The following is a 22,639-nucleotide window of genomic DNA, read 5'->3' as shown; positions in this document are numbered from 1 at the left end:
ACGCTCGACTGGGAAACCCCAGCCGAGCGCCTGCATAAACTGCTCGCGGCCTGATCAAACCGACCACGTGTTGCAACGACCCCTAGAAACCGCCGACCGAGGCGGGGCTTCGCCGTGTGGCGTTGCTCGGCGTCTTCTAGCGTTCGCAGGCGACGCCGTCGTTGTCGCGGTCCAGGCCGGACCGGTACCCGGGGTCGCCCCGGTGCAGGGGGGCCTTGCCGGCGGCCTTCACCGCGTCGCAGTTCTTGTAGTAGGCGCTGCCGCCGGCACCGCCCTGGGAACCGCCGCCCGACGCCCCGTCCGAGTTCGCGTCCGAGCCTCCGCCTGACGTTCCGCCTGACGTTCCGCCTGACGTTCCGCCCGACGACCCGCCAGTGGAACTGCCGCCGGCGTTGCCCTGGTGGTTCGGGCTGGACGGGTCGTTGCGTTCGTCCGCGTAGAGCGCCGCGTACCGGTCCGCCGGGCACGAAGCCCCCGGCTTCACCAGTTGGAGCGCGGGAGAGGCCGCCGGGTACAGCTTGCTCCCGGGCTGGAGCACGTTCGCGCACACCACCCAGGCGTCGTGGTCGGCGGGCAGCACGAGGTCCAGGTAGCGGCTGTGCTCCTGGATCCGGTCGGCTGCGACACCGGCCGCCACCAGTAGGGCACGCGCCTCCCCGGCGGTGTGCTGGGCGACGTCGGGCATGACACCCGACACGGCGCTCGGAGTTGGAGTCGCGCTCGGAGTGGGAGTGGGAGTCGCGCTCGGGGTCGGAGTCGCGCTCAGGGTCGGCGTCGGGGACCCGGCGTCGGCCGGGGTGGCCGCCGTCGTAGCCGTAGCCGTAGCGGCCGGAGCCGGAGCGGCGGTCGTCGCCGGGGCCGCGACCGGCTGCGCCTTCTCCGGCTTCGGCCCCGTGATGACGCCCAACCAGAAGAGCGAGCCGATCAGGCAGCAGAAGGTCAGCGCCACCTTGGCGGCGACGTGCAGGCGGCGGGAGCGCCACAGCCAGATCGCGGCGAGCGGCGGTACGAACAGCAGGGCGGCGGCTCGGACGAGCCGGTTGGCCGTGGTGCGGGGCGGTACGGCCTGGGGCCCGGGCGGCCGGTGCGGGTCGGGGGTCACGAGGGGGTTCCTTCGAGCAGGAGTGTGTCCCCGGGGAGAGCGGCACCCCGGGGTGGGTGCTCCGGCCTGGGCTGGACGGCCGCCGCTGCCGGCGGGCGAGGCCGCTGTCCGGGGCCGTCCGGAGGCTTCGGAGAGTGTAAAGGACTCGTATGGAACAGGTATGCGCCAGGTAGCGAACTCCGGCCCCGGCCCCCGCCCGGGTGCACGGCTCCACCCCGGCCGGGACTCCCGTATGGCTCGCCCCGGCGCTCGGCTACGCCAGCCCCACCTGTGCCAGGGCCGCGGTGAACCCGGTGCGCCAGCGCTCCGGGGTGGCGCCGGGGGAGGGGGTGGGCGCTGGGCGGGCGAGGGCGGCGAGGGCGTTGCGGACCACCTCGGCGGGGTGCGCGGAGGCGACGTCGGCGTGGCCGAGTTCCAGCTCGTGTTGGAGGTTGTCGCGGCCGTGGCCCTGGACGACGTCGAGCAGCAGCAGTCGCCGTCCGAGGGCGCGGGCCTCGCTACAGGTGTCGCCGGAGCTGGTGACGACGAGGTCGGCGGCGGCCATCAGGGCGGGGACCCGGTCGGTGTAGCCGAAGGGGTGCAGGCGCGGCTCCCGGCGGGCGGCGGCCCGCAGCCGCCGTTCCAGTTCCCGGTTGCGCCCGGCGACGGCGAGCACGTGCGGACCGGCGGCGGCGAGCGAGGCGGCGGTGCGGGCGAGCGGTCCGAGCCCCCAGGCGCCGGACATCAGCAGGACGCACCGCCCGCCCGCCGGGACGCCCAGTTCGGCACGCGCCTCGGCCCGGCCGGGCGGCCGGTAGAACGGTTCCCGCAGCGGAGCGGGCAGGACGGTGACGGCGGCGTCCGGCCGGTAGCGGCGGACGGCGCAGGCGGCGACCTCGGAGGTGACCAGGAACAGGTCGGTGCCCTCCTGCACCCAGAGCCGGTGCGGTGTCACGTCGGTGCAGAACACGAAGTGCCGGAAGTCCCGTTGCGGCAGCCGGTTGACGGCCGAGGTGGCGGTGGCGAACACGGAGACCACCAGCTGCGGCCGCTGCGCCGCGACCAGTTGGCGCAGGGCCGGGACGAGCCGGCTGCGGGCGGCCGCGTCGGCGAGCAGCGCGAGCCGGGCGCCGGGCCGCAACGCCGAGAAGTGGAAGGCGTCGTACACGCCGGGCAGGTCGAGCAGCCGCCGGAACACGGCCTCCCCGGCGGCGCCGGAGCGCTCCCCGAGCAGGGCCATCGCGTCGACCGTGTGGGTGGTCCAGCCGCGGGCCCGCAGGGTGTCGGCGCAGGCCTGGGCCATCACGTCGTGGCCCTGGCCGAGGGAGCCGGAGACGAGCAGGGCGTGCGGCATCGGGCGGCCCGCTCAGGAGGCGGCGGAGGCGGCTGCGGCGGCCCGGTACCAGTCGGCGTAACTCCGTACGCCGTCCGCGAAGTTGGTGTGCGGAGACCAGCCGAGCAGGCGCTTGGCCTGGGCGCAGGAGATCCGCCGCCCGGTGTAGTCGGCCTTGCGGCCGTCGATGTGCTCGATCGAGACCGGCCCCAGCAGGTCGTCGACGGTGTCGGCGATGTCGCGCACCGAGACGGCGGTGGAGCCCTCCAGGGCGAAGGTCTGGTCCTCGGCGGCGGGGGACAGGGCCCGGACGTGGGCGTCGGCGAGGTCCTCGACGTAGACGAAGTTGCGGCTCTGCCGCCCGTCGCCGGCAATGGTGATCGGCCGCCCGGTGAGCGCGGCCTGGACGAACCGGGCGACGACCAGTTCGTCGCGCATCCGGGGCCCGTACGGGATGCCGTAGCGCAGGATGGTGAAGTGCTGTCCGTACAGCTCGCGGTAGCTGTGCACCAGCATCTCGGCGGCGAGCTTGGTGGCCACGTAGAGGTGGCCGCTGTGTTCCAGCTCGATCGGCACGTGTTCGTCCAACTCCTGTTCCCCGCCGTCGAGTTGATCGTCGGTGAGAGCGGCGCCGTAGACCCAGACGGTGCTCGCCAGCACGGTGCGGCTCAGCCCGCTGCGCCGGGCGGCCTCCAGGACGGCCTCGGTGCCGTCGATGTTGGTCCGCACGGCCCGCACCGGGTCGGCGGAGACCTGTTCGACGTCGGCCATCGCGGCGAGGTGGTACACCACTTCACTGCCGGCCAGCGCGGAGGTGAGGGCCGCGAGGTCGAGGATGTCGAGCCGGGCGTGTTCGGCGTCGGGGTTGAGGTACTTGTCGGTGGTGTCCACCGCGAGGACGTCGTGGCCGGCCGCGAGCAGGTGGTCCACGACGTGTGACCCGATGAATCCACATCCCCCGGTGACGGCTATCCGCACGATCTCTCTCCTTGTCGGGCTCCGTGTCGAGCGCCTTCTCGAACTCCGTGTCGAGCGCCTCGGCGCGCCCGCCTGGTCGGGTCGACCCCGCCCCGGCTATCCGGCGAGTCTCCGGTGCACCGCCGAGACGGCCTCGATGACCTGCTCCGTCTCGTCCCCGGTCATGTCGGAGTGCACCGGCAGGCACACCTGCCGCGCGCAGACGTCCTCGGCGACCGGCAGCGGCCCGCGCCGGTAGGGGGCGAGGACGGGCTGCAGATGCAGCGGCAGGTCGTACACCTCGCCGGACAGCCGCACCCCGTACTCCTCGGCGACCGCCCGCTTGAACGCGGCGCGCTCCACCCCGGGCGGCAGCAGCGCCACGTACTTGTAGTAGTTGCCGCGGCAGCCGGGCGGTTCGAGCACCGGCTCCAGGCCGTCGAGCCCGGCCAGTGCCTCGTCGTAGCGGCGGGCGACGGCCCGGCGGGTCTCGATGAACTCCTTGAGCCGGCGCAGGTGCACGGCGCCGACGGCCGCGCTGAGCTCGCTCATCCGCCAGGCGTGGCCGAGCCGGACGTGGTGGTTGGTGGTGAAGGAGCCCTTGCCCTGGTCGCGGTAGGTGCGGGCCTCGTCGCGCAGCTCGGGCGACTCGGTGAGGACCAGGCCGCCCTCGCCGCTGGTGGTGACCTTGGTCGGGTAGAACGAGAAGGCCCCGGCCAGGCCGAACGTCCCGGCGCTGCGCCCGTCGAGGCTGCTGCCGTGGGCGTGTGCGGCGTCCTCGACCAGCGGGACGCCGTGCCGGTCGCAGAGCGCGCGCAGCTCCTCGACCCGCGGGGTGATCAGTCCGCCGATGTGGACGAGTACGACGGCTGCGGTATCCGGGGTGAGGGCCGCCTCCAGCGTCTCGGGGGAGAGCGCCAGGGTGGCCGGGTCGACGTCGGCGATCACCGGGCGCCCGCCGGCGTGCAGGACGGCGCCGGCGGTCGCGTAGAAGGTGACGGCCGGCACGACGACGTCGCGGCCCCGGACGTCGACCGTGCGCAGGATCACCTCCAGCGCCGCGGTGCCGCTGCTCACCGCGACGGCGTGCGAGGCGCCGTGCTCGGCGGCGAAGGCCTGCTCGAAGCGCTCGGTCCACGGGCCCAGGGTGAGGGCGCCGGTGGTGAGCATCTCCATCACCGCCTCGGCGACGGCCGCGCGGTCGGATTCGTCGAACACGATGCGGGCGGCTGGAACGCCCATGGGCACCTCCGGCGGCGGGCTGGGGTCAGCACCGATCGGGTCAGATGGGTCCGAACCACAGGAAAAGGGTCGGGCCTGGCACATCACGCTACTTCGCCCGCCGGGCCGCGGCCCGTCGTCGCCGCCCGCCCGGGTGACGGCGCCCGGCCCCGTCGCCGCGCTGCCGCTGCCCCCGTCGCCGTCCCGTCGCCGCCGCCGGGAGTGCGCCCGACTGCTCCCGCCACAGCTGATGCGTTTCCGCCGTCCGGGGAGAGTCCGTACTGCGTCCGCAGTACGCAAACGGCCTGCGCAGGGACGACGACGGAGGAGGGGTCGGCGATCAAGGATGGGTCATGCTGCGGGCGGTCCGCGCCGAAAGGCGCCGGGGCGGCCGCGGTGCGCACTCTGACCGAGATCCGAAGGAGTCCACTCTTCCGTGGCCACGTTCCTGTACCGCCTGGGCCGCTGGGCCTTCGTCCGACGCCGGCTGGTGACCCTGCTCTGGGTCGCCGTGCTGGCGGTCTGCGGAGTCCTGGCGGCCAAGGCGCCCGCCGCACCCGACGACGGCTTCGCGATGCCCGGTACGGAGGCGCAGAAGGCCTTCGACCTGATGAACGAGCGCTTCCCCGGCGGCCACGCCGACGGCGCCTCGGCCCGCCTGGTGTTCGTCGCCCCGTCCGGGCAGAAGATCACCGCCGAGCCCAACCAGCAGGCGGTGGAGCGGACGGTCGCCGAGCTCGCCCACGCCGACGAGGTCACCGGCGCGGTCAGCCCGTTCAAGGCCAACACCGTCTCCAAGGACGGCACCACCGCGTACGCGACCGTCAGCTACTCCGTCAAGGCGGGCGAGCTGTCCAAGGGCGCCACCGATGCCCTCGAACAGGCCGCCCAGCACGGGCGGGACGCCGGGCTCAAGGTCGAGGTCGGCGGCAACGCGCTGATGGCCAAGCCCGAGGCCGGCGGCAGCAGCGAGATGATCGGCATGGCGCTGTCCGCGGTCGTCCTGGTGATCACCTTCGGCTCACTCGTGGCCGCGGGCCTGCCGCTGCTCACCGCCGTGATCGGGGTCGGCCTCGGCATGGCCCTGATCACCGGGCTGGGCAGCACGCTCGGCCTGTCCTCCACCACCAGCACGCTCGCGATGATGCTGGGCCTCGCGGTCGGCATCGACTACGCCGTGTTCATCGTCTCCCGCTTCCGGGCCGAGCTCGCCGAGGGCCACACCCCGCAGGAGGCGGCCGGCCGGGCCGTCGGCACCGCCGGCTCCGCCGTGGTGTTCGCCGGACTCACCGTGGTGATCGCCCTGGCCGGGCTCTCGGTGGTCGGCATCCCGATGCTCGCCAAGATGGGCATGGCCGCGGCCGGCACGGTGGTCATCGCCGTCCTGGTCGCGCTCACCCTGGTCCCCGCGCTGCTCGGCTTCATCGGCCGCCGGGTGCTGCCCCGCAAGGCCCGCAAGGGCACCGTCCAGCCGAAGAAGGAGAACGGCGGCTCCCGCTGGGCCAAGTTCGTGCTGCGGCGCCCGCTCGCGGTGCTGCTCGGCGGCGTGATCGGCCTCGGGGTGCTCGCCGCCCCCGCGCTCGACCTGCGGCTCGGCCTGCCCGGGGACGAGTCCAAGCCGACCTCCACCACCCAGCGCCGCGCCTACGACCTGCTGTCCGAGGGCTTCGGCCCCGGCTTCAACGGGCCGCTGACCGTCATGGTGGACGTCAAGGGCACGCCCGATCCGAAGGCCGCCGCGAGCGAGGTCGCCAAGACGGTCTCCGGGCTGCCCGGCGTGGTCTCCGTCACCCCGCCGATGTTCAACAAGGCGGGGGACACCGCCCTGCTGAACGCCGTCCCGTCCACCGGTCCGAGCGCTGCGGAGACCAAGGACCTGGTCCAGGCGATCCGCGGCCACGCCGCCGGCCTCAAGACGAGCACCGGGGCGACGGTCCTGGTCAGCGGCACGACGGCGATGAACATCGACGTCTCGCAGAAGCTCACCGACGCGCTGGTGCCCTACCTCGCGGTGGTCGTCGGCCTCGCCGTCGTCCTGCTGCTGGTGGTGTTCCGCTCGGTGCTCGTCCCGCTGAAGGCGGCGCTCGGCTTCCTGCTCTCGGTGGCCGCCGCGCTCGGCGCGGTCGTCGCGGTCTTCCAGTGGGGCTGGCTGGCCAACCTGATCGGCGTCGAACAGACCGGCCCGGTGATGAGCATGATGCCGATCTTCATGGTCGGCGTGGTCTTCGGCCTCGCCATGGACTACGAGGTGTTCCTGGTCACCCGGATCCGCGAGGGCTTCGTCCACGGCGAGCAGCCCGACGAGGCCATCGTCACCGGCTTCCGGCACAACGCCCGGGTGGTCACCGCCGCCGCGTTCATCATGATCGCCGTCTTCGCGGGCTTCATCGGCATGGGCGAACCGATGATCAAGATGATGGGCCTGGGCCTCGCCGCGGCCGTCGCCTTCGACGCCTTCGTGGTCCGGATGGCCATCGTCCCGGCCGTCCTGGCCCTGCTCGGCCGCCGCGCCTGGTGGCTGCCGCGCTGGCTGGACCGGCTGATACCGGACATCGACGTCGAGGGCAGCAAGCTGCAGACCGCCGCCCCCGAACCGGCCCCGGTCCGGGAGTCCGTCGGCGTCTAGGGCGTGTCTTCAAGCCCCCGTCGACCCCCCTGCGGACCAGCCGGGGCCCGTCCCGATCCACGGGGCGGGCCCCGGCCCGGACAATGGTTCGATCCCTACCGTTACCGTTGCTGTCGGGGTCCGCCACGCACACGGCGGCCCCCGACCCGGCCCACCCCGCCCGGCAGGGCGCGGTTCGGCACGAACTGGCAGAACCCGGCGAGGGTGCCGCCAGGGCACCCCCGACCCGGAGAGCACCACGATGAGCGACACCTGGCAGCGGCTGCGCCGCGACCACCCCCGGCTGCTCGACGCCGTCGGCGGCGCCGTGCTGATCGCGATGACCGGCCTCGGCGTCACCGTCGACCAGACCGGCCACGTCATCTCCTTCAGGCCGCTCAGCGCCACCATCGCGCTGGCCTCCGCCGTCACCGTGTTCGCCCACCGCCGGCACCCGCGGACCGTGGTCGTCATCACGCTGATCTGCACGATGGCCCTCATCCTCACCACCCCCCGCCTCACCCCCGGGCTGGCCACCCCGCTGCTGCTCGCCCTCTACTTCCTCGCCGTCCGCACCGACCGCGCCACCGCCCTGCGCGCCTCGATCGCCTCCGCCGTCCTGCTCACCGGCACCTCGCTGATCGGCGACGGCGGCGGCCCGATCGGCCAACGGCTCGGCGTCCTCGCCTGGGCCCTGCTGCCCGGCGCCCTCGGCGACTCCATCCGCAACCGCCGCGCCCACCTCGCCGCCATCGAGGAACGCGCCGAACGCGCCGAACGCACCCGCGAGGAGGAGGCCCGCCGCCGGGTCGCCGACGAGCGGATCCGGATCGCCCGCGACCTGCACGACGTCGTCGCCCACCACATTGCCCTCGCCAACGCCCAGGCCGGCATCGCCGTCTACCTCATGGACCGCCACCCCACCCAGGCCCGCGAGGTGCTCAGCCACATCACCGACGCCACCGGCTCCGCGCTCCAGGAACTGCGCGCCACCGTCGGCCTGCTGCGCCGCGCCGAGGAGCCCGCCCCGCTCGAACCGGCTCCCGGCCTCGACCGGCTCCCCGAGCTGATCAACGCCTTCGAACGCACCGGCCTGCCGGTGCGGCTCACCGTCGAGGGTGAGGCCCGCGCGCTCTCGCCCGGCGTGGACCTCACCGCCTACCGGATCGTCCAGGAGTCCCTGACCAACGTCGCCAAGCACGCCCAGGGCGCCGGCGCCGAGATCACCCTCGCCTACAGCGGCAGCCGGGTCGCCGTCAGCGTCGCCAACGGCCGCCCGCCGACCAGCGCCCGCCCCCGGCAGGCCCTGCTGCCTCATCCGGCCCCCGGCGAGGGCGGCTTCGGACTGATCGGCATGCGCGAACGGGCCGGCGCGGTCGGCGGCCGCCTCACCGCCGACAGCCGGCCCGACGGCGGCTTCCTGGTCACCGCCGAACTTCCGCTGCGCACCGGCGCCCGGGACGACAGCGCCGGTCGCGGTGGCTGTGCCGGTCGCGGTGACAGCGCCGTACGGGCGGACCGTGCGGGCCGGGAAGACCGTGCCGTTCGAGTAGACCGTGCCGGCCGGGAAGACCGTGCCGTTCGAGTAGACAAGGACCACGCATGACCATCCGGGTACTGCTCGCGGACGACCAGGCGCTGCTGCGCGGTGCGTTCCGGGTGCTGATCGACGCCGAGGACGACATGGAGGTGGTCGGCGAGGCCGCCGACGGCCACCAGGCCGTCGAACTCGCCCGCGCCACCCGCCCCGACATCGTCCTGATGGACATCCGCATGCCCGGCGCCGACGGCCTCGGTGCGACGGCCGCCATCTGCGGCGACGAGGACCTGGCCGGCACCCGGGTGCTGATCCTCACCACCTTCGAGATCGACGAGTACGTGGCCCAGGCACTGCGGGCCGGCGCCGGCGGCTTCCTCGGCAAGGGCGCGGACCCGGCGGAACTGCTCGCGGCCGTCCGCACCGTCGCCGCCGGGGACGCCCTGCTCTCGCCCGCCGCCACCCGGGCCGTCATCGACCAGCTCCTCGCCCAGCCCGATCCGGCGGCCGGCGGCACCTCCGAGCGGCTGTCCGTGCTCACCGCGCGCGAGCGCGAGGTGATGTCGATGGCCGCCACCGGGCTCACCAACGAGGAGATCGCCGAGCGGATGTTCGTCAGCCCGTTCACCGTCCGCACCCACGTCCACCGCGCGATGGCCAAGCTGGACGCCCGGGACCGGGCCCAACTCGTCGCGATCGCCTACCAGTCCGGCCTGGTCCCGCCGGGCCGTCCGGCCTGACCGGCGAAGGCCCGCCCGTCGGCTCATCCGTCGGCCGGTCCGTCGGCCGGTCCGTCGGCCCGTCCCGTCCAACTCGCCTGGTTTGCGCCGGTAGCAGGGCTGAGCGACCGTCAAACTCCGGCCATATGTCGGTGATCTGAATTCCAGCCTGCCCGAAAACGACCTCCGAACTGGTGTATCAGCGAGTAGTCTGCCGATGACTCAGGATGAGGAGGGTGTTCGTGGAAACGAAGGACACGGCAGGCGAGGTGCGGATTCTCCAGCCGTTGCCCGGGCGCACGGCGGACGGATCGCAGGAGTTCGACCTGCGGTTGACGCGTTTGCTCCGCCTGCTCGGGGCTGAGGCCGCGCACGGGGCGGACTTCCCGAGCGCGGCCCGGTGGGAGGTCCACAAGGCGCTTTCCGGGCGTACCGACCTGCCCGAGGAGTACTTCGAGGCACTGCTGGAAGCGGCGATCTACGACCCCAACCCGAGCTTCAACCGGCGCTTCGTCGAGCCGGCCCTGCTCGCTTTCGGCCAGCGCCGGGTCCGGCTGACCCTGCTCGGCTACCTGCACACCGGCACCGACACCGAGCGCGCCGGCGCCGCCCGGGCCTGGTACTGGACGTCCCTGTCGGTCGGGGACGGCCGCAGCACGGCCGCCGCCGACGAAGGCTCGACCGTGCGGGACGCCTGGTACGAGGCCGCCCTGCGGGAGTTCGTCGCCAACGAGGACCTGGACGTGCGGCGCTGCATCCTCCCCGGGCTGCCCCTCGTGCCGCGTGCCTACCCGTCGCGGCTGCACGCCCTGGTGGAGGCCGCGGTGGCCATCGCGAGGGCGCACCCCGACGAGTACATCCGGCACCGCGCCGAGGTCCAGGTCGGTCTCTGACCGCCCCCGGCCCCGCCAGGCCCACCGGCGGGGCCGGGCGACCGCGCTGGGGGGGCGAACTCGGCCGTCACGGCGCCCCCTTGGCGGCCCCGTCGACCGGGTGGGTCAGCCCGTCTTGACGGTGATCTCGCCGATGTTCGTCCCGAGGTCCAGCTTGTACTGGCCGTTCGGGTCGTTCTGGACGCCGATGTGCTTCTCGCCCAGGTCGGTCGAGGCGGTGACGTGGTAGGAGGCGGTCGGCACGGTCACGTTGATCTCGCCGTTGGAGGTCTTCGCCGTGATGTTCTGGGCCTTGCCGGGGGTGAGCTTGATCCCGCCGTTGTCGGTCTTGGCGCTGACCCGGTCACCCTTGAGCGAAGTGCCCTTGATCTCGCCGTTGTCGGTGCGCACGTCGACCGGCCCGGCCACGTCGTCGAGCGTGATGTCGCCGGAGCTGGTGTGCACCGAGACGTCGCCGACCTGGGTGAGCTTGATCCCGCCCGCCGACGTCCCCCCGGTGATCGGCAGCCCCGGCGGCAGCTCGACGGTGTAGTCCACCGAGCAGTTGCGTCCGCAGCCGCCGAGCACCAGCACGCCGCCGTCCACCCGGGTGCTCGCGCCCGGCTTGCCGCTCCGGTACGTGATGTTGCGGTGGACGGCGGCCTGGGTGGCGCCGGCCTTGCCGCGTACGGTCACCTCCCCGGCGTCGCTGTCCAGCCGGATGCCGGTGATCTTGTCCGTGACGGTGGCGTCGTCGGTGAAGTTGGTCCCGATCGGGTTGCAGGCGCTGAGCACCCCGGCGGAGACCCCGGCGACCACGAGAGCCCCCGCGAAACGGTGGTACCTGCCCATGTTCGTCCCCCATGTGTCCTGCGCTGCTTGTTGCGCGATAGCCCCTGATGACCGCCCCCGTCCGGAGCCGTCCCGACGACAGTAACCGCACGTGGTGGCCCCGGTCGGTGGTATTAACCCCCCTAAAGCGACTCCAGCCAGCCCCCCGGCGCCGCTCCCCCCACCCCCACCCGTGTCCACCTGGGCCCACCCGTGCCCACCGGTGCCCCTGCCGTCGCCCGGGGGAGAAATCTGTAGACCGGCCTACATATTTTCCGGGGGCGGCCGCGGAGCCGTTTTCCGCACAGGAAGTCGGACCTGCCGACTTCCTGCGCGGAAGCGAGCCCGGCATCCTCCGGGCGGGAGAGAATCTGTAGACCGGTCGGTATATTTTCCCCCCGGTCGGGCGCCTCCGGCTCGCCGGCCGCACAGGAAGTCGGCGGGTCCGACTTTCTGTGCGCAGGGCGGAATCGTCGGATCAGCGGTTGTTCGGGGAGGGTCCGGGCTAGGGGCGGGGAATCAGTAGACCGGTCGGTATATTCGCCCCGGGGCGCCGTCAGGGCTTGCGACCCACCACGCCGTAGATGCTGACGCGGTCGGCGCCGGGGGCGGGGGCGGTGTCGGGGCGCCAGAGGGGGACGGTGGTGATGCCGGGGTCGAGGAGGTCGAGGCCGTCGAAGAAGGTGCGGACCTCGTCGCGGGTGCGGCCGACGAGGGGGGCGGTGGCCTTGTCGTAGATGCCGGTGACGCGGTCGCGGACCTCGGCGGGGATGAAGTCGGCAGTGCCGTGCGAGAGGACGAGGTGGCTGCCGGAGGGGAGCGCGTCCATCAGCGTGTCGACCGCCTGGTACGGCTTGTCCTCGTCGCGCAGGAAGTGCAGGACGGCGGCCAGGACGAGGCCGACCGGTCGGGAGAGGTCGAGGAGCCCTGCGGCCTCGACGGCGGCGAGTACGGCGGACGGCTCGCGCAGGTCGGCCTGGAGGACGGCGGTCCGCCCCGGGCCCGTGCCGGACATCAGGGCGCGGGCGTGGCTGAGCACGATCGGGTCGTTGTCGACGTAGGCGACCTGCGCCCCGGGGTTGGCGGCCTGGGCGATCTCGTGGGTGTTGCCGGCGGTGGGGATGCCGGTGCCGATGTCGAGGAACTGGTCGATGCCGAGGTCGGCGACGCAGCGCACCGCGCGGGTGAGGAAGCCCCGGTTGGCCCGCGCGGTGGAGCGGAACTCCGGATTGGCGGCGAGCGCCTTCTCGGCGGCGGCCCGGTCGGCGGGGAAGTTGTCCTTCCCGCCGAGGTAGTAGTCGTACATCCGGGCCGGGTGCGGGATGTCGGGCCGCAGGTCGGCCGGGGTTCCGGCCTCGCCGGACTCCCACAGGTCGTCGTGTCCCACGGCCGTTGCCTCCGTCTGTTGATGATCGGATGATCTGCTTGCAACTCCCTCGGCGGACAGCTTAAAGCCCAGGTCACGGCCCTGGTGGCGGTTGGTCGGGTCACCCCCGTATGTCCGTTTTCGTCGCCCATCGCGCGCCCCCGGTCGTCCCGGCGCAGGATGGGAGGTCCCGGCGGCGAACCGTCGCCGGACGACGGAAGCGGAAAGGCCGGGGAACGGGAGGTCCGACGCCGTGGTGATCGCTATGGCAGACATCCGCGAATGGCGCGGCCACGTCGTGGTCGACGAGAAGAGCCACCGCATCGGCTCGCTGGAGTCCGTCTACGTGGAGACGGCCACCGACCAGCCGTTCTTCGCCACCGTCACGGTCGGCCTGGTGACCAAGCGCCGCCTGGTGTTCGTCCCGCTCGACGGGGCGGTGGTCGGGCCGGACTACGTCCGGGTGGCGTTCCCGAAGAACCAGGTCAAGCAGGCGCCGTCGATCGGCACCGACGACGTCCTGCCCGCCGAGGAGGAACCGGCCGTGTTCGCGCACTACGGGCTCCCGTACGAGACCGGCGCCGGTGGCGAGCGCCGCCTCGCCCGCCGCTGAACACCGCCGCTGAACACTGTCGCTGAGCACCGCCGCTGAACCGTCGAACACCCCAGCGCCCCTCGCCCGCATCGCCCCGCCCGGGAATGGATACCCCGCCGGGTACAGTTGTCAGTCGACAGTCGATGCGAAAGGCGGCCCGGACATGCAGGTGGACGAGGAGTCGGTCGGCGCGGTCCTGAACCGGCTGCGCCGTGCCCAGGGCCAGTTGGCCGGGGTGATCGCGATGATCGAGGCGGGCCGTGACTGCAAGGACGTGGTCACCCAGCTCGCGGCGGTCTCGCGCGCCCTGGACCGGGCCGGGTTCAAGATCGTGGCCAGCGGCATGCGCCAGTGCATGGCCGTCTCCGACGAGGACACCCCGCCGATGAGCGAGGCCGAGCTGGAGAAGCTGTTCCTCGCCCTGGCGTAAGTCAGGAAGCCGAGGAGCGCAGAAGCCAAGAGGCGCAGAGGCGCAGCAGCGCAGGAGGGCCGCGACGGATCCCGTCGCGGCCCTCCCGGCGCTTCCGGCCCTCCCAGCGCTTCCGGCGTTTCCGCCGAGGATCCCCGCCGCCCGCCACGGAGTTCCCGAACCGCCCGATGGGCCGTCACGCGCCGTTCACGTCCCGGTCGCTGACTTTCGGATGAATGAGGGCCGCCCACAGTTGTACAGCCAACTGCCGGGCCCTCCCTCCCCAGCCTCCGTGACCAGCCGCGCGCGGACCCGGCGCCGACCCCCGGCGGACCGGGCCCCGGGCGGCGGACAGGACAACCGTGGCCGCAGGCAGCGCCCTGACCCTCACCTCCTCCGCCAACCCCGCCGAAGGCGACCGGCTCACCTTCCACTGGACGACCGACGCCCCCGACGCCAAGAACTGGGTCGGCGTCTACGACGGCGGCCGCCAGCCCGGCAACGGCAGCTCCCTCGTCTGGAAGTACGTCCCGGGCACCTCCGGCGACCTCCAGCTCGACACCTCCGCGCTGACCGGCGGCCCGTACACCGCCTACCTGCTCGCCAAGGACGGCTACGGCGTCCTCGCCCAGACGGCCCCGTTCAGCTTCCGCGCCAAGCCGGCCGTCGTCCGCCCGCACAGCGCCGTGGACGCCCTCACCACCGCGCCCGTCGCCCCCGGCGCGGCGGTCTCCGTCAAGCTCGGCGGCCTCTGGTCCCGCCCGGCCGGCAACCCGGCGGGGAGCGCCGCCTTCCGCAAGGTCAGCGGGCCGTCCTGGCTGAACGTCACCGCCGACGGCACGCTCACCGGCACCGCGCCCGCGGCGGGCAAGAGCCCCGAGGTGGCCGTCGTCGGCGTCAAGGACAGCGCGGGTGCCGTCGACACCGTCACCGTCCTCATCCCCGTGGTCGACCCCGCCGCGCCGCCGCGCCTCAAGGCCGCCAGCTGGAACCTGCACGACGCCGGCGCCGGGTACACCGACGCCCTGGAGAAGCAGCTGCGCGTCGTCCTCACCCAGGGCCTGGACGTGCTCGCCCTCCAGGAGACCGCCGGTGAGCGGGCGAAGACCCTGGCCGACGCGCTCGGCTGGTACGCCTACCAGAGCCCCGGCAGCGTCGGCATCCTGAGCCGCTACCCGCTCGCCGACGTCACCCCGCCGACCGCCGACCTGCCCGCCGCCGGGGCCACCGTGCAGCTCCCCGGTGGCCGGGCCGTCCGGTTCTGGGCCGCGCACCTCGACGAGGCCGGCTACGGCCCGTACGCGCTCCAGGACGGTCGGACGGCCGCCCAGACGGAGGCGGCCGAGACCGCCTCGCTCCGCCTGAAGCAGGCCAAGGCCCTGGCCGCCGCAGTGCGCGCGGACATCGCCCGGCGGACCCCGGTGGTGCTCGCCGGTGCCCTCTCCTCGCCGTCCCACCTGGACTGGACGGCCGCCACCGCCGCCGCGCACGGCGGCGTCGGGGTGCTCAACTGGCCCGTCGGCGTGGCCCTTCAGGGCGCGGGGCTGACCGACACCTTCCGCGAGGAGCACCGCGACCCGGTCAAGTTCCCGGGCGCGACCTGGTCGCCGACCCGCAAGCAGCGCGGCGCCAAGCCCGAGCCGCAGGACCGCATCGACTACGTCCAGTACGCGGGCCCGCTGAAGCTGGTCGAGGCGCACACCCTGGTCGCCGACTGGCCGCAGCCCGAGCCGAACACCGCCGCCAACGAGTGGCCCTCCGACACCGCCGCCGCCGTCGCCACTTTCCAGCTCTGAGAGGCCAGTTCGTGATGTCCGAGCTCTCCCGCCGCACCTTCGTCGGCGCCACCGCGGCCGTCGGCGCCACCGCCCTGACCGGATTGGGCGCCGCCCCCGCCGAGGCCGCCCCCGCCGCCGCCCCTGCCGCCTCCGAGCGGCTGACGGGCACCATCAAGGACGTCAAGCACGTCGTCGTGCTGATGCAGGAGAACCGCAGCTTCGACCACTACTTCGGCACGCTCAGCGGCGTCCGCGGCTTCGGCGACAAGCAGGCGCTCCAATTCCCGGACGGCGCCGACGTGTTCCGCCAGCCGGACAGCCGCCGCAGCGACGGCGGAGCCATGCTGCCGTACCGGATGGACACCTCGAAGTACAACGCGCAGAACGCCGGCGGCCTGCCCCACGACTGGGCGACCGGCCACCAGGCGATCAACAACGGCGCGATGAACAAGTGGATCGCCGCCAAGGGCGAGCGCACCATGGGCTACTTCACCCGGGACGACATCCCCTACCAGTACGCCCTGGCCGACGCGTTCACCCTCTGCGACGCCTACTTCACCTCCCTCGCCGGCCCGACCGACCCCAACCGGCTCTACCTCTGGACGGGCACCTCCGGCCCCGGCCGCGACGGCACCACCGGGCCCTGGATCGACAACACCCCGGTCACCGACAACCCCGTCGCCGACTGGACCACCTACGCCGAGCGCCTGGAGCAGGCCGGCGTCAGCTGGCGGGTCTACCACAACCCCAGCAAGGACGACCGCACCGGCGACTACGACGACAACGCCCTCTCCTACTTCAAGCAGTTCCACAACTTCCCGCCCACCGACCCGCGTTACATCAACGCGATGACCAAGTTCGACCCGGCCGCCTTCGACCGCCACTGCAAGGACGGCACCCTGCCGACCATCTCCTGGCTGGTCGCCCCCTACCTCTTCTCCGAGCACCCGGAGGCCGGCCCGGCGTACGGGGCGCACTGGGTCAACCAGGCCCTCCAGTCGCTGATGTCCAACCCGGCGGTGTGGGAGCACACCGTCTTCCTGGTCATGTACGACGAGAACGACGGCTACTTCGACCACATGGTCCCGCCCACCCCCGAGCCCGGCACTCCCGAGGAGTTCACCCAGGGCCGCGCCATCGGCCTCGGCAACCGCGTCCCGCTGTGGGTCGTCTCGCCCTGGTCGCGCGGCGGTTGGGTCAACTCCCAGGTCTTCGACCACACTTCCGTGCTGCGCTTCATGGAGCTGGTCACGGGCGTCGCCGAGCCGAACATCTCGGCCTGGCGCCGGTCCGTCTGCGGCGACCTCACCAGCTGCTTCGACTTCGCCGCGCCGAACCCGTCCGTCCCGTCGCTGCCCGACACCACCGCCCTGATGGCCAGGGCCGACGCGGGCACCAAGCTGCCCGGCGTCGCCCTCCCGGCGGTCGGAGCCCAGTCGATGCCCGTCCAGGAGCGCGGCGAGCGCCCGCACCGCCCGCTGCCCTACCAGCCGTGGGCCGACGTGGAGGTGGACCGCAAGACCGGCAAGGTCACCTGCACGATGAGCAACGACGGTTCGGTGGCCTTCCCGTACACCGTCTACCCGAACATCGCGCTGCCCTTCGCGGGCACCCCGTACACCGTCGCCCCCGGCGCCACCGCCCGGTACGTCTGGGACGCCGCCACCACCAACGGCCGCTACGACTTCACCGTCCACGGCCCGGACGGCTTCGTCCGCCGCTTCGCCGGCACCGTGGTCCGGGACGGGCAGGACGGCCAGAACGACATCGGCGTGCCGATCGTCACCGCCGACCTGCACGGCAGCGTGCGGCTCACCTTGCAGGTGGCCAACGACGGCATGACCGACGTCTCCTTCACCGCCGCCCCCAACGACTTCGCCGGCACCGCGCAGACCGTCCGGGTCAAGCCCGGGCAGCAGGTGAACCTGTCCTGGCCGCTGGACAAGCAGGGGCGCTACGACGTCGTCGTCACCGCCCACACCGGCCTGCGCTTCGTGCAGCGCTACGCGGGCTGGGTGCACTGACCCGGTAGCGGGCGGGCCGCGGGCCGGGGGCGCCGAACCGGTGACCCCCGGCCGTGGCTCGGCCGTCCGGGCGGGGCCCGGGGCTACCGTCGGGCGCATGCAGAAGATCACCACCTTCCTCTGGTTCGACGGCCAGGCCGAAGCGGCCGCCACCTTCTACACCTCGCTCTTCCCCAACTCCCGCATCACGCAGGTCACCCGCTACCCCGAGACCGGCCCCGGCGGAGCCGGCTCGGTCATGACCGTCGCCTTCGAACTCGCCGGGCGGGAGTACGCGGCCCTCAACGGCGGCCCCGAGTTCCACTTCACCGAGGCCATGTCGCTGCAGGTGGAATGCGAGGATCAGCAGGAGGTCGACGAGCTCTGGGCCGAGCTCACCGCCGACGGCGGCCAGGCGGGCCCGTGCGGCTGGCTCAAGGACCGCTTCGGCCTCTCCTGGCAGATCACCCCGCGCGTCCTGCTCGACCTGATCGCCGACGAGGACCGGGCCAAGGCCGGCCGGGTGATGGCGACGATGATGCGGATGCAGAAGATCGAGGTCCAGCCGCTGCTCGACGCGGCCAGGGGCTGACGCGATGGCCGCGCCCGCCTTCCGCAGCACCCTCTACCTGCGCGCCACCCCCGAGCGGGTCTGGCACGCCCTCACCAACGCCGACGAGTCCGGCCTCTACTGGGGCCACCGCAACGTCTCCACCTGGCTGCCCGGCGCGCCCTGGGAGCACCAGCGGGCCGACGGCTCCGGGACGGCCGACGTGATCGGCGTCGTCGAGGCCGTCGACCGCCCGCACCGGCTGGTCACCACCTGGGCGGGGCCCGGGGAACGACGCCCGGGCGGTCCCTCCCGGGTCACCTTCGAGCTCCGGGGCTGGCACGACCTCACCCGGCTCACCGTCACCCACGACCAGCTGGCCGACGAGGCCGAGCGGGCGGACGTCGAGCAGGGCTGGTCGGCGGTGCTGTCCAACCTGAAGACCTACCTGGAGACCGGCCACCCGCTCCCGCAGGAACCCTGGTCGATGCCCTGAGCCCCCTGAGCCCCCTGAGCCCCCCGACCCCCCGGAGTCCGACGCAGGGTCAGCGCCCGGCCCGCACCGCCGGGCGCGCCCGCTCGCCCCGGACGAACCGGCGCAGCCCGGCGAACCGCGAGAACCGCTCCCGGCTCGCCACCGAGGCCCGGTCCAGCTCCTCCATCAGCCGTCGGCTGCGGTGCTCCAGGTCCAGTTCGTCCAGGATCCGGTCCACCTCGGCCAGTATCGAACCGTGCAACTGCCACGCCTCCGGGTGCTCCCGCACCTTCTGCAGCAGCACCTGGGCGACGTTCTCCCGGCAGGTCCAGGCCGCGGCCAGCTCGGCGGTCAGCCGCCGCTCCGCCTCCTCGGCGCTGCGGCTCACCTGGGTGGTGACCAGCACCGCGAAGCTGACCATGGCCCCGCCGACGTGCGCCAGCAGTTCCTCCAGGCCCACCGCGACGTCCGGCGGGAACAGCCGCTCGCCGGGCGCGCGCCGCTTGGCCAGGTCGGTCAGCGAACGGGCCAGCACCCGGATCACCACCACGCAGATCTCCAGGGTGTCCAGCCCGGTGCGCAGCACCAGCCGGGACAGCAGCCCGTCGTTGATCCGCGGATTGAGCCGCAGGCTGTCCTCCGCCTGGCGCAGTGCCACGTCCACGTCGGCGATGGCGTGGTCGAGCCGGCGGGCCTCGTGCAGCTGCTCGGCGGCCCGGGCGACCGGGGTCGGACGGCCCAGCTGTTCGGCGATGTCCAGCAGCAGCTGCCGGGCCCGCCGGGCGAGGTCCTCGATCGACTCCCCGGCGGTGTCCACCCAGACCGGCGGGGCGAACAGCAGGTTGAACAGCAGGCCGACGGCGGCGCCGATCAGCGTCTCCAGCACCCGGTCCCAGGCCTGCGAGGCGAGCCCGCTGACGCCGAGGATCAGCATGGCGCTGATCGCGACCTCCTGGACGAACTCCTCGACCCGGACGAACCGGCCGACGACCAGCGAGGCCAGGATGATCAGCCCGAGGCTCCACCAGGAGAGCCCCACCACGGCGCTGAAACCGGTCGCGATCAGCACGCCGACCACCACCGAGTTGACCCGGCGGATGCTGGTCTTGAGCGTCGAGTAGACGGTGACCTGCACCACCAGCAGCGCGGTGAGCGGGGCGGTCAGCGGGGCCGGCTCGTTGCTGAGCCGGGTGGCCACCGCGAAGGCGAGGGTGGCGGCCACGGTGGCCCGTACGGTCTGGACGACGAAGGGTTCTCGGGCACCGCGGCGGATCAGGGCCGTGAGGGACTCCGGGAGAAGGGCCATGTCGCCCTTCTTTCCCTGTGGCAGCCCTTCACACCGCCGAGCCGCCCGACCGGCACCCGTATGCCCGGGCCCGGGTCACGGGACAGAACATCCGGCGGGCCACGGCCTACCGCGGGTCCTGGCGGTTCAGCCGCAGCTTCCAGGGCGCCAGCGCCGACTCGACCTGCACCCCGATGCTCATCTTCGACGCGCCCTCGATCCGCTCCTCGAAGCGGATCGGCACCTCGCGGATCGTCAGGCCGCGCTGGACGACCCGGTAGTTCATCTCGACCTGGAACGAGTACCCGCTGCTCTGCACGGTCGGCAGGTCGATCGCCCGCAGGGTGCTCGCCCGCCAGGCCTTGAAACCGGCGGTGGCGTCCCGGACGCCCAGGCCGAGGATGGTGTTGACGTAGAGGTTGGCCCACGCGGACAGGGCCTTGCGGTGCCAGGGCCACTCCGCGGCAGTCGAACCGCCGGGCACGTAGCGGGAGCCGAGCACCACGGCGGTGTCGTCGGCCAGCAGGGCCTGGACCATCGCGGGTATCGCCGAGGCCGGGTGCGAGAGGTCGGCGTCCATCTGGACCACGACGTCGGCGTCCTCGTCCAGGGCCCGGGCCATGCCGGCCAGGTAGGCGCGGCCGAGGCCGTCCTTCTCGGTGCGGTGCAGCACGCCCACGGTGCCGCCGGACTCCGCGGCGAGCTTGTCGGCGATCTCGCCGGTGCCGTCCGGCGAGTTGTCGTCGACCACCAGCAGGTGCAGGCCCGGTACCGGGAGGTCCGCGAGAAGACCCGCGAGGACCGGAAGGTTCTCCCGCTCGTTGTACGTGGGGACGACGACAACGACCTTCGGGGAGGCCTCGACCATGTTCTGTTTCCCTCGTGCCCTTTCCGGCCGGCACCCGTGCCACGCCGGACGGTTGTCCTTGACGACCTGCGGTGGATGAGACCGTGCGAGTGTATCGGTGCGGCGGACGGTTCCTCGCCCCGGGTGACGGGCTGGGCACGGCCGGCCACGGCCCGGAAATCCGTTCGACCGCGATGCGTGCCCGGGGCGCCGCGTCACCGCCCCGATCCGTCGTTCCGGGAAATTTCTTCGACGGCCCCTCGCAGACGGCCCCTCGCAGACGGTCCCTCGCAGCTCCCGGCGGGCTACGCCCCGCCGTAGACGGTCGCGAGGTTGTCCCGGGCCGGGTGGGTCAGGCCGGCCGGGCCGGCGGCGAAGGTGCGCAGGACGTTCTCGGTGACCCGGCGGACCAGGTCCCCGGCCCGGGCGTCGATCCCGTGGTCGGCGCTGCCGCCCCCGGGCCCGTGCGCGTCCAGGGCCTCCACCCAGCGCATCGTCCCGGAGGCGAACACCCCGGCGCCGCCCGGCACGGTGTAGTACGCGGTGTCGGAGTGCGAGCGGCGGCCCTCGCAGACCACGGGGGAGTGCGCGATCACCTCGATCGGACGCGGGGTGGGGAAGGCGGTGTCCACCCGGTCGTACTCGACGCCGACCAGGTGCGGGAAGGACGCCCCGGTGGCGACGCCGGTGCCCTCGAACGCCCAGTGCTCCGGCGAGCCGACCACGTACGGGGCGTCCACCGGGTAGCCGTCGTAGATCACGCCGAGCATCGAGCTCTCCGGGTCGGCGCCCGGGCCGACCCGGAAGTCGGTGGTCGCCGGGGCGCCGGCCTGGTGGCCCGGGTCCTGCGCCCACGCGTCCTTGTAGCAGACCACCGTCCGGTCCGGGCCCAGCTCCGAGGGCTCGAAGCGGACCCGGCGGAAGCAGCAATTGGCGCCCAGGACCGCCAGGTTGGTGCCGGCGTCCCGGGCCGCGACCACCTGGGCGCGCTGCTCGGGGGACCAGTACTCGTCGTGGCCGAGCGAGAGGACGGCGCTCGCGCCGTGCAGCAGCCCGGGCTCGCGGGCCACGTCGATCCCGGTGGTGTAGGCGAGCGGCAGCCCGAGCCGCTCGGCGAGCGCGACCAGTGGCGCCTCGTACACCAGGAACAGCCCGGCGCCGTGGTCGTAGTCGTAGGGCCGGTCGAAGACCACCCGCAGCGAGCGGGTGGCCAGACCGCCGGTGGGGCCGTTGTAGAGGCTGTACCCGCCCCACCCGTTGTACGCCTGCCAGGTGGCGGGGGCGCTCATCACCACCGTCCGCCCGGCGGTGGCGGCGGAGCGGACGGTGAGCGGGACGTAGCGCTGGCCGGAGCCGTCCTCGGCGTCCAGGCGCAGCAGGTAGGCGCCCTCGGGCCAGCCGGTGGTGTCCACGGCGAGGGTGCGCTGCCAGCCGGTCAGCACGGTCCTGGTCGCGGGGTCCACGTGCGGGGCGGGCTGCCGGCCGCCCGGGACGTGCTCGCGGCGCCAGACCAGGCGGGCGCGGGCGCCGTCGTACCAGCCGGTGCGGTAGGCGGAGACGGTGAAGGCGGCGGCCGGGGTGGAGACGTGCAGGCCGAACTGCTCACCGGGCAGCACGCTGACCCGGTCGGCGAAGCCCTCGATGGCGTCGGCGGGGCCGGGGTCGGTGATCTCCCAGTCGGGCGCGCCGGGCAGGGACTGCTCCGGCGGGACGACCACGTGCTGGGCGGCGGTCGGGGCGGGGTCGTCGGCGGAGGGGCGCGGGGCAGGGCCGTCGGACGAGGAGTGCGGGGCGGGGTCCGGGTGGCGGGTGCCGCAGGAGGCGGTGGCCGCCGCCAGCAGGCCCAGGCCCAGAATCCCCCGCCGACTCGGTTCCGCCACCGCTGCCTCCCTGGTGTCCGTCCTCGGCAAACCTGCACACATCGGTCGATCGCGCGGACATCCTCGCCTGTTCCGGGTGGCGGGTGCGGCCCGCCGCGCCGGGACGACCAGCACGGCGGGGCGCCGCCCGCCACCGCTGAGGGCCGTCCGGGGCACCGCTGGCGTGTCCGGACGCGCTGCTCCCCGGCGGCACCGATCCGGTCCCCTAGCCTGACCAGGCCCGCCGTCCGGCGGCCTTTGGGGGGCCGGAGCCGAGCGCGGCCGGCCGACTCGTGGACAGGGGTGCACGTGGTGT

19 protein-coding genes are annotated in these 22,639 nt (G+C 73.5%); 10 read left to right on the top strand and 9 right to left on the bottom strand.

Features of this window, described 5'->3' with window-relative positions; all coding sequences use genetic code 11:
• Positions 1-136: 136 nt before the first annotated feature.
• From ACFWPI_RS26905 to ACFWPI_RS26890, 4 genes are all read right to left on the bottom strand, one after another.
• On the bottom strand, positions 137-1,102 hold the full coding sequence (locus ACFWPI_RS26905; protein ID WP_380378372.1) for an excalibur calcium-binding domain-containing protein: 966 nt from the start codon (positions 1,100-1,102) through the stop codon (positions 137-139).
• 253 nt (positions 1,103-1,355) lie between these two features.
• Positions 1,356-2,435 carry a hypothetical protein gene (locus tag ACFWPI_RS26900; RefSeq protein WP_380378370.1) on the bottom strand — a complete coding sequence of 360 codons (1,080 nt, stop codon included), beginning with the start codon at positions 2,433-2,435 and terminating at the stop codon, positions 1,356-1,358.
• 12 nt (positions 2,436-2,447) lie between these two features.
• Positions 2,448-3,392 carry an NAD(P)-dependent oxidoreductase gene (locus ACFWPI_RS26895; protein ID WP_063350681.1) on the bottom strand — a complete coding sequence of 315 codons (945 nt, stop codon included), beginning with the start codon at positions 3,390-3,392 and terminating at the stop codon, positions 2,448-2,450.
• A gap of 96 nt (positions 3,393-3,488) precedes the next feature.
• Entirely contained in the window at positions 3,489-4,613 is a 1,125-nt protein-coding gene (locus ACFWPI_RS26890) for a DegT/DnrJ/EryC1/StrS family aminotransferase (RefSeq protein ID WP_380378368.1), read from the bottom strand.
• A gap of 415 nt (positions 4,614-5,028) precedes the next feature.
• Between ACFWPI_RS26890 and ACFWPI_RS26885 the strand changes: the two genes are divergently transcribed.
• The 4 genes from ACFWPI_RS26885 (at position 5,029) to ACFWPI_RS26870 (ending at position 10,346) form a co-directional block, all read left to right on the top strand.
• Complete coding sequence (locus ACFWPI_RS26885) at positions 5,029-7,218, top strand: MMPL family transporter (protein ID WP_380378366.1); 2,190 nt, start codon at positions 5,029-5,031, stop codon at positions 7,216-7,218.
• A gap of 241 nt (positions 7,219-7,459) precedes the next feature.
• Positions 7,460-8,803 (top strand): sensor histidine kinase, encoded by a 1,344-nt coding sequence (locus tag ACFWPI_RS26880; protein WP_063350684.1) that lies wholly within the window; start codon positions 7,460-7,462, stop codon positions 8,801-8,803.
• Entirely contained in the window at positions 8,800-9,474 is a 675-nt protein-coding gene (locus ACFWPI_RS26875) for a response regulator transcription factor (RefSeq protein ID WP_063350685.1), read from the top strand. Before ACFWPI_RS26880 ends, ACFWPI_RS26875 begins: the two co-directional genes overlap by 4 nt.
• A gap of 221 nt (positions 9,475-9,695) precedes the next feature.
• Positions 9,696-10,346: a hypothetical protein gene (locus tag ACFWPI_RS26870; RefSeq protein WP_363374723.1), complete on the top strand. Its 651-nt coding sequence runs from the start codon at positions 9,696-9,698 to the stop codon at positions 10,344-10,346.
• A gap of 105 nt (positions 10,347-10,451) precedes the next feature.
• Here ACFWPI_RS26870 and ACFWPI_RS26865 read toward each other — a convergent pair whose 3' ends face one another.
• Positions 10,452-11,177, bottom strand: a complete 726-nt coding sequence (locus ACFWPI_RS26865) for a DUF4097 family beta strand repeat-containing protein (protein ID WP_063350686.1) — start codon at positions 11,175-11,177, stop codon at positions 10,452-10,454.
• A gap of 535 nt (positions 11,178-11,712) precedes the next feature.
• Entirely contained in the window at positions 11,713-12,543 is an 831-nt protein-coding gene (locus tag ACFWPI_RS26860) for an SAM-dependent methyltransferase (protein WP_380378363.1), read from the bottom strand.
• Between the two features lie 244 nt (positions 12,544-12,787).
• Between ACFWPI_RS26860 and ACFWPI_RS26855 the strand changes: the two genes are divergently transcribed.
• From ACFWPI_RS26855 to ACFWPI_RS26830, 6 genes are all read left to right on the top strand, one after another.
• On the top strand, positions 12,788-13,135 hold the full coding sequence (locus ACFWPI_RS26855; RefSeq protein ID WP_063350688.1) for a PRC-barrel domain-containing protein: 348 nt from the start codon (positions 12,788-12,790) through the stop codon (positions 13,133-13,135).
• A gap of 145 nt (positions 13,136-13,280) precedes the next feature.
• Entirely contained in the window at positions 13,281-13,547 is a 267-nt protein-coding gene (locus ACFWPI_RS26850) for a metal-sensitive transcriptional regulator (protein ID WP_063350689.1), read from the top strand.
• A gap of 341 nt (positions 13,548-13,888) precedes the next feature.
• Entirely contained in the window at positions 13,889-15,322 is a 1,434-nt protein-coding gene (locus ACFWPI_RS26845; protein WP_380378361.1) for an endonuclease/exonuclease/phosphatase family protein, read from the top strand.
• A gap of 14 nt (positions 15,323-15,336) precedes the next feature.
• Complete coding sequence (locus tag ACFWPI_RS26840) at positions 15,337-17,328, top strand: phosphocholine-specific phospholipase C (protein ID WP_380378359.1); 1,992 nt, start codon at positions 15,337-15,339, stop codon at positions 17,326-17,328.
• Positions 17,329-17,425: 97 nt separating this feature from the next.
• On the top strand, positions 17,426-17,899 hold the full coding sequence (locus ACFWPI_RS26835; RefSeq protein WP_063350692.1) for a VOC family protein: 474 nt from the start codon (positions 17,426-17,428) through the stop codon (positions 17,897-17,899).
• A gap of 4 nt (positions 17,900-17,903) precedes the next feature.
• Positions 17,904-18,353 (top strand): SRPBCC family protein, encoded by a 450-nt coding sequence (locus tag ACFWPI_RS26830; RefSeq protein ID WP_380378358.1) that lies wholly within the window; start codon positions 17,904-17,906, stop codon positions 18,351-18,353.
• A 49-nt stretch (positions 18,354-18,402) separates the two neighbouring features.
• Here the strand turns inward: ACFWPI_RS26830 and ACFWPI_RS26825 are convergent, their stop codons facing one another.
• The 3 genes from ACFWPI_RS26825 to ACFWPI_RS26815 all read right to left on the bottom strand — a co-directional run bounded on the left by ACFWPI_RS26825 (position 18,403) and on the right by ACFWPI_RS26815 (position 22,344).
• On the bottom strand, positions 18,403-19,638 hold the full coding sequence (locus ACFWPI_RS26825; RefSeq protein ID WP_063350694.1) for an aromatic acid exporter family protein: 1,236 nt from the start codon (positions 19,636-19,638) through the stop codon (positions 18,403-18,405).
• A 106-nt stretch (positions 19,639-19,744) separates the two neighbouring features.
• Entirely contained in the window at positions 19,745-20,485 is a 741-nt protein-coding gene (locus tag ACFWPI_RS26820; protein WP_063350695.1) for a polyprenol monophosphomannose synthase, read from the bottom strand.
• A 284-nt stretch (positions 20,486-20,769) separates the two neighbouring features.
• On the bottom strand, positions 20,770-22,344 hold the full coding sequence (locus ACFWPI_RS26815) for a N,N-dimethylformamidase beta subunit family domain-containing protein (RefSeq protein WP_380378355.1): 1,575 nt from the start codon (positions 22,342-22,344) through the stop codon (positions 20,770-20,772).
• Between the last annotated feature and the right edge of the window lie 295 nt (positions 22,345-22,639).

This window comes from Kitasatospora sp. NPDC058492 (genome assembly GCF_042720685.1).
Classification (GTDB): Bacteria; Actinomycetota; Actinomycetes; order Streptomycetales; family Streptomycetaceae; genus Kitasatospora.
Note: the sequence above shows the minus strand (reverse complement) of the source record. Positions and strands in the feature narration are given on the sequence as shown.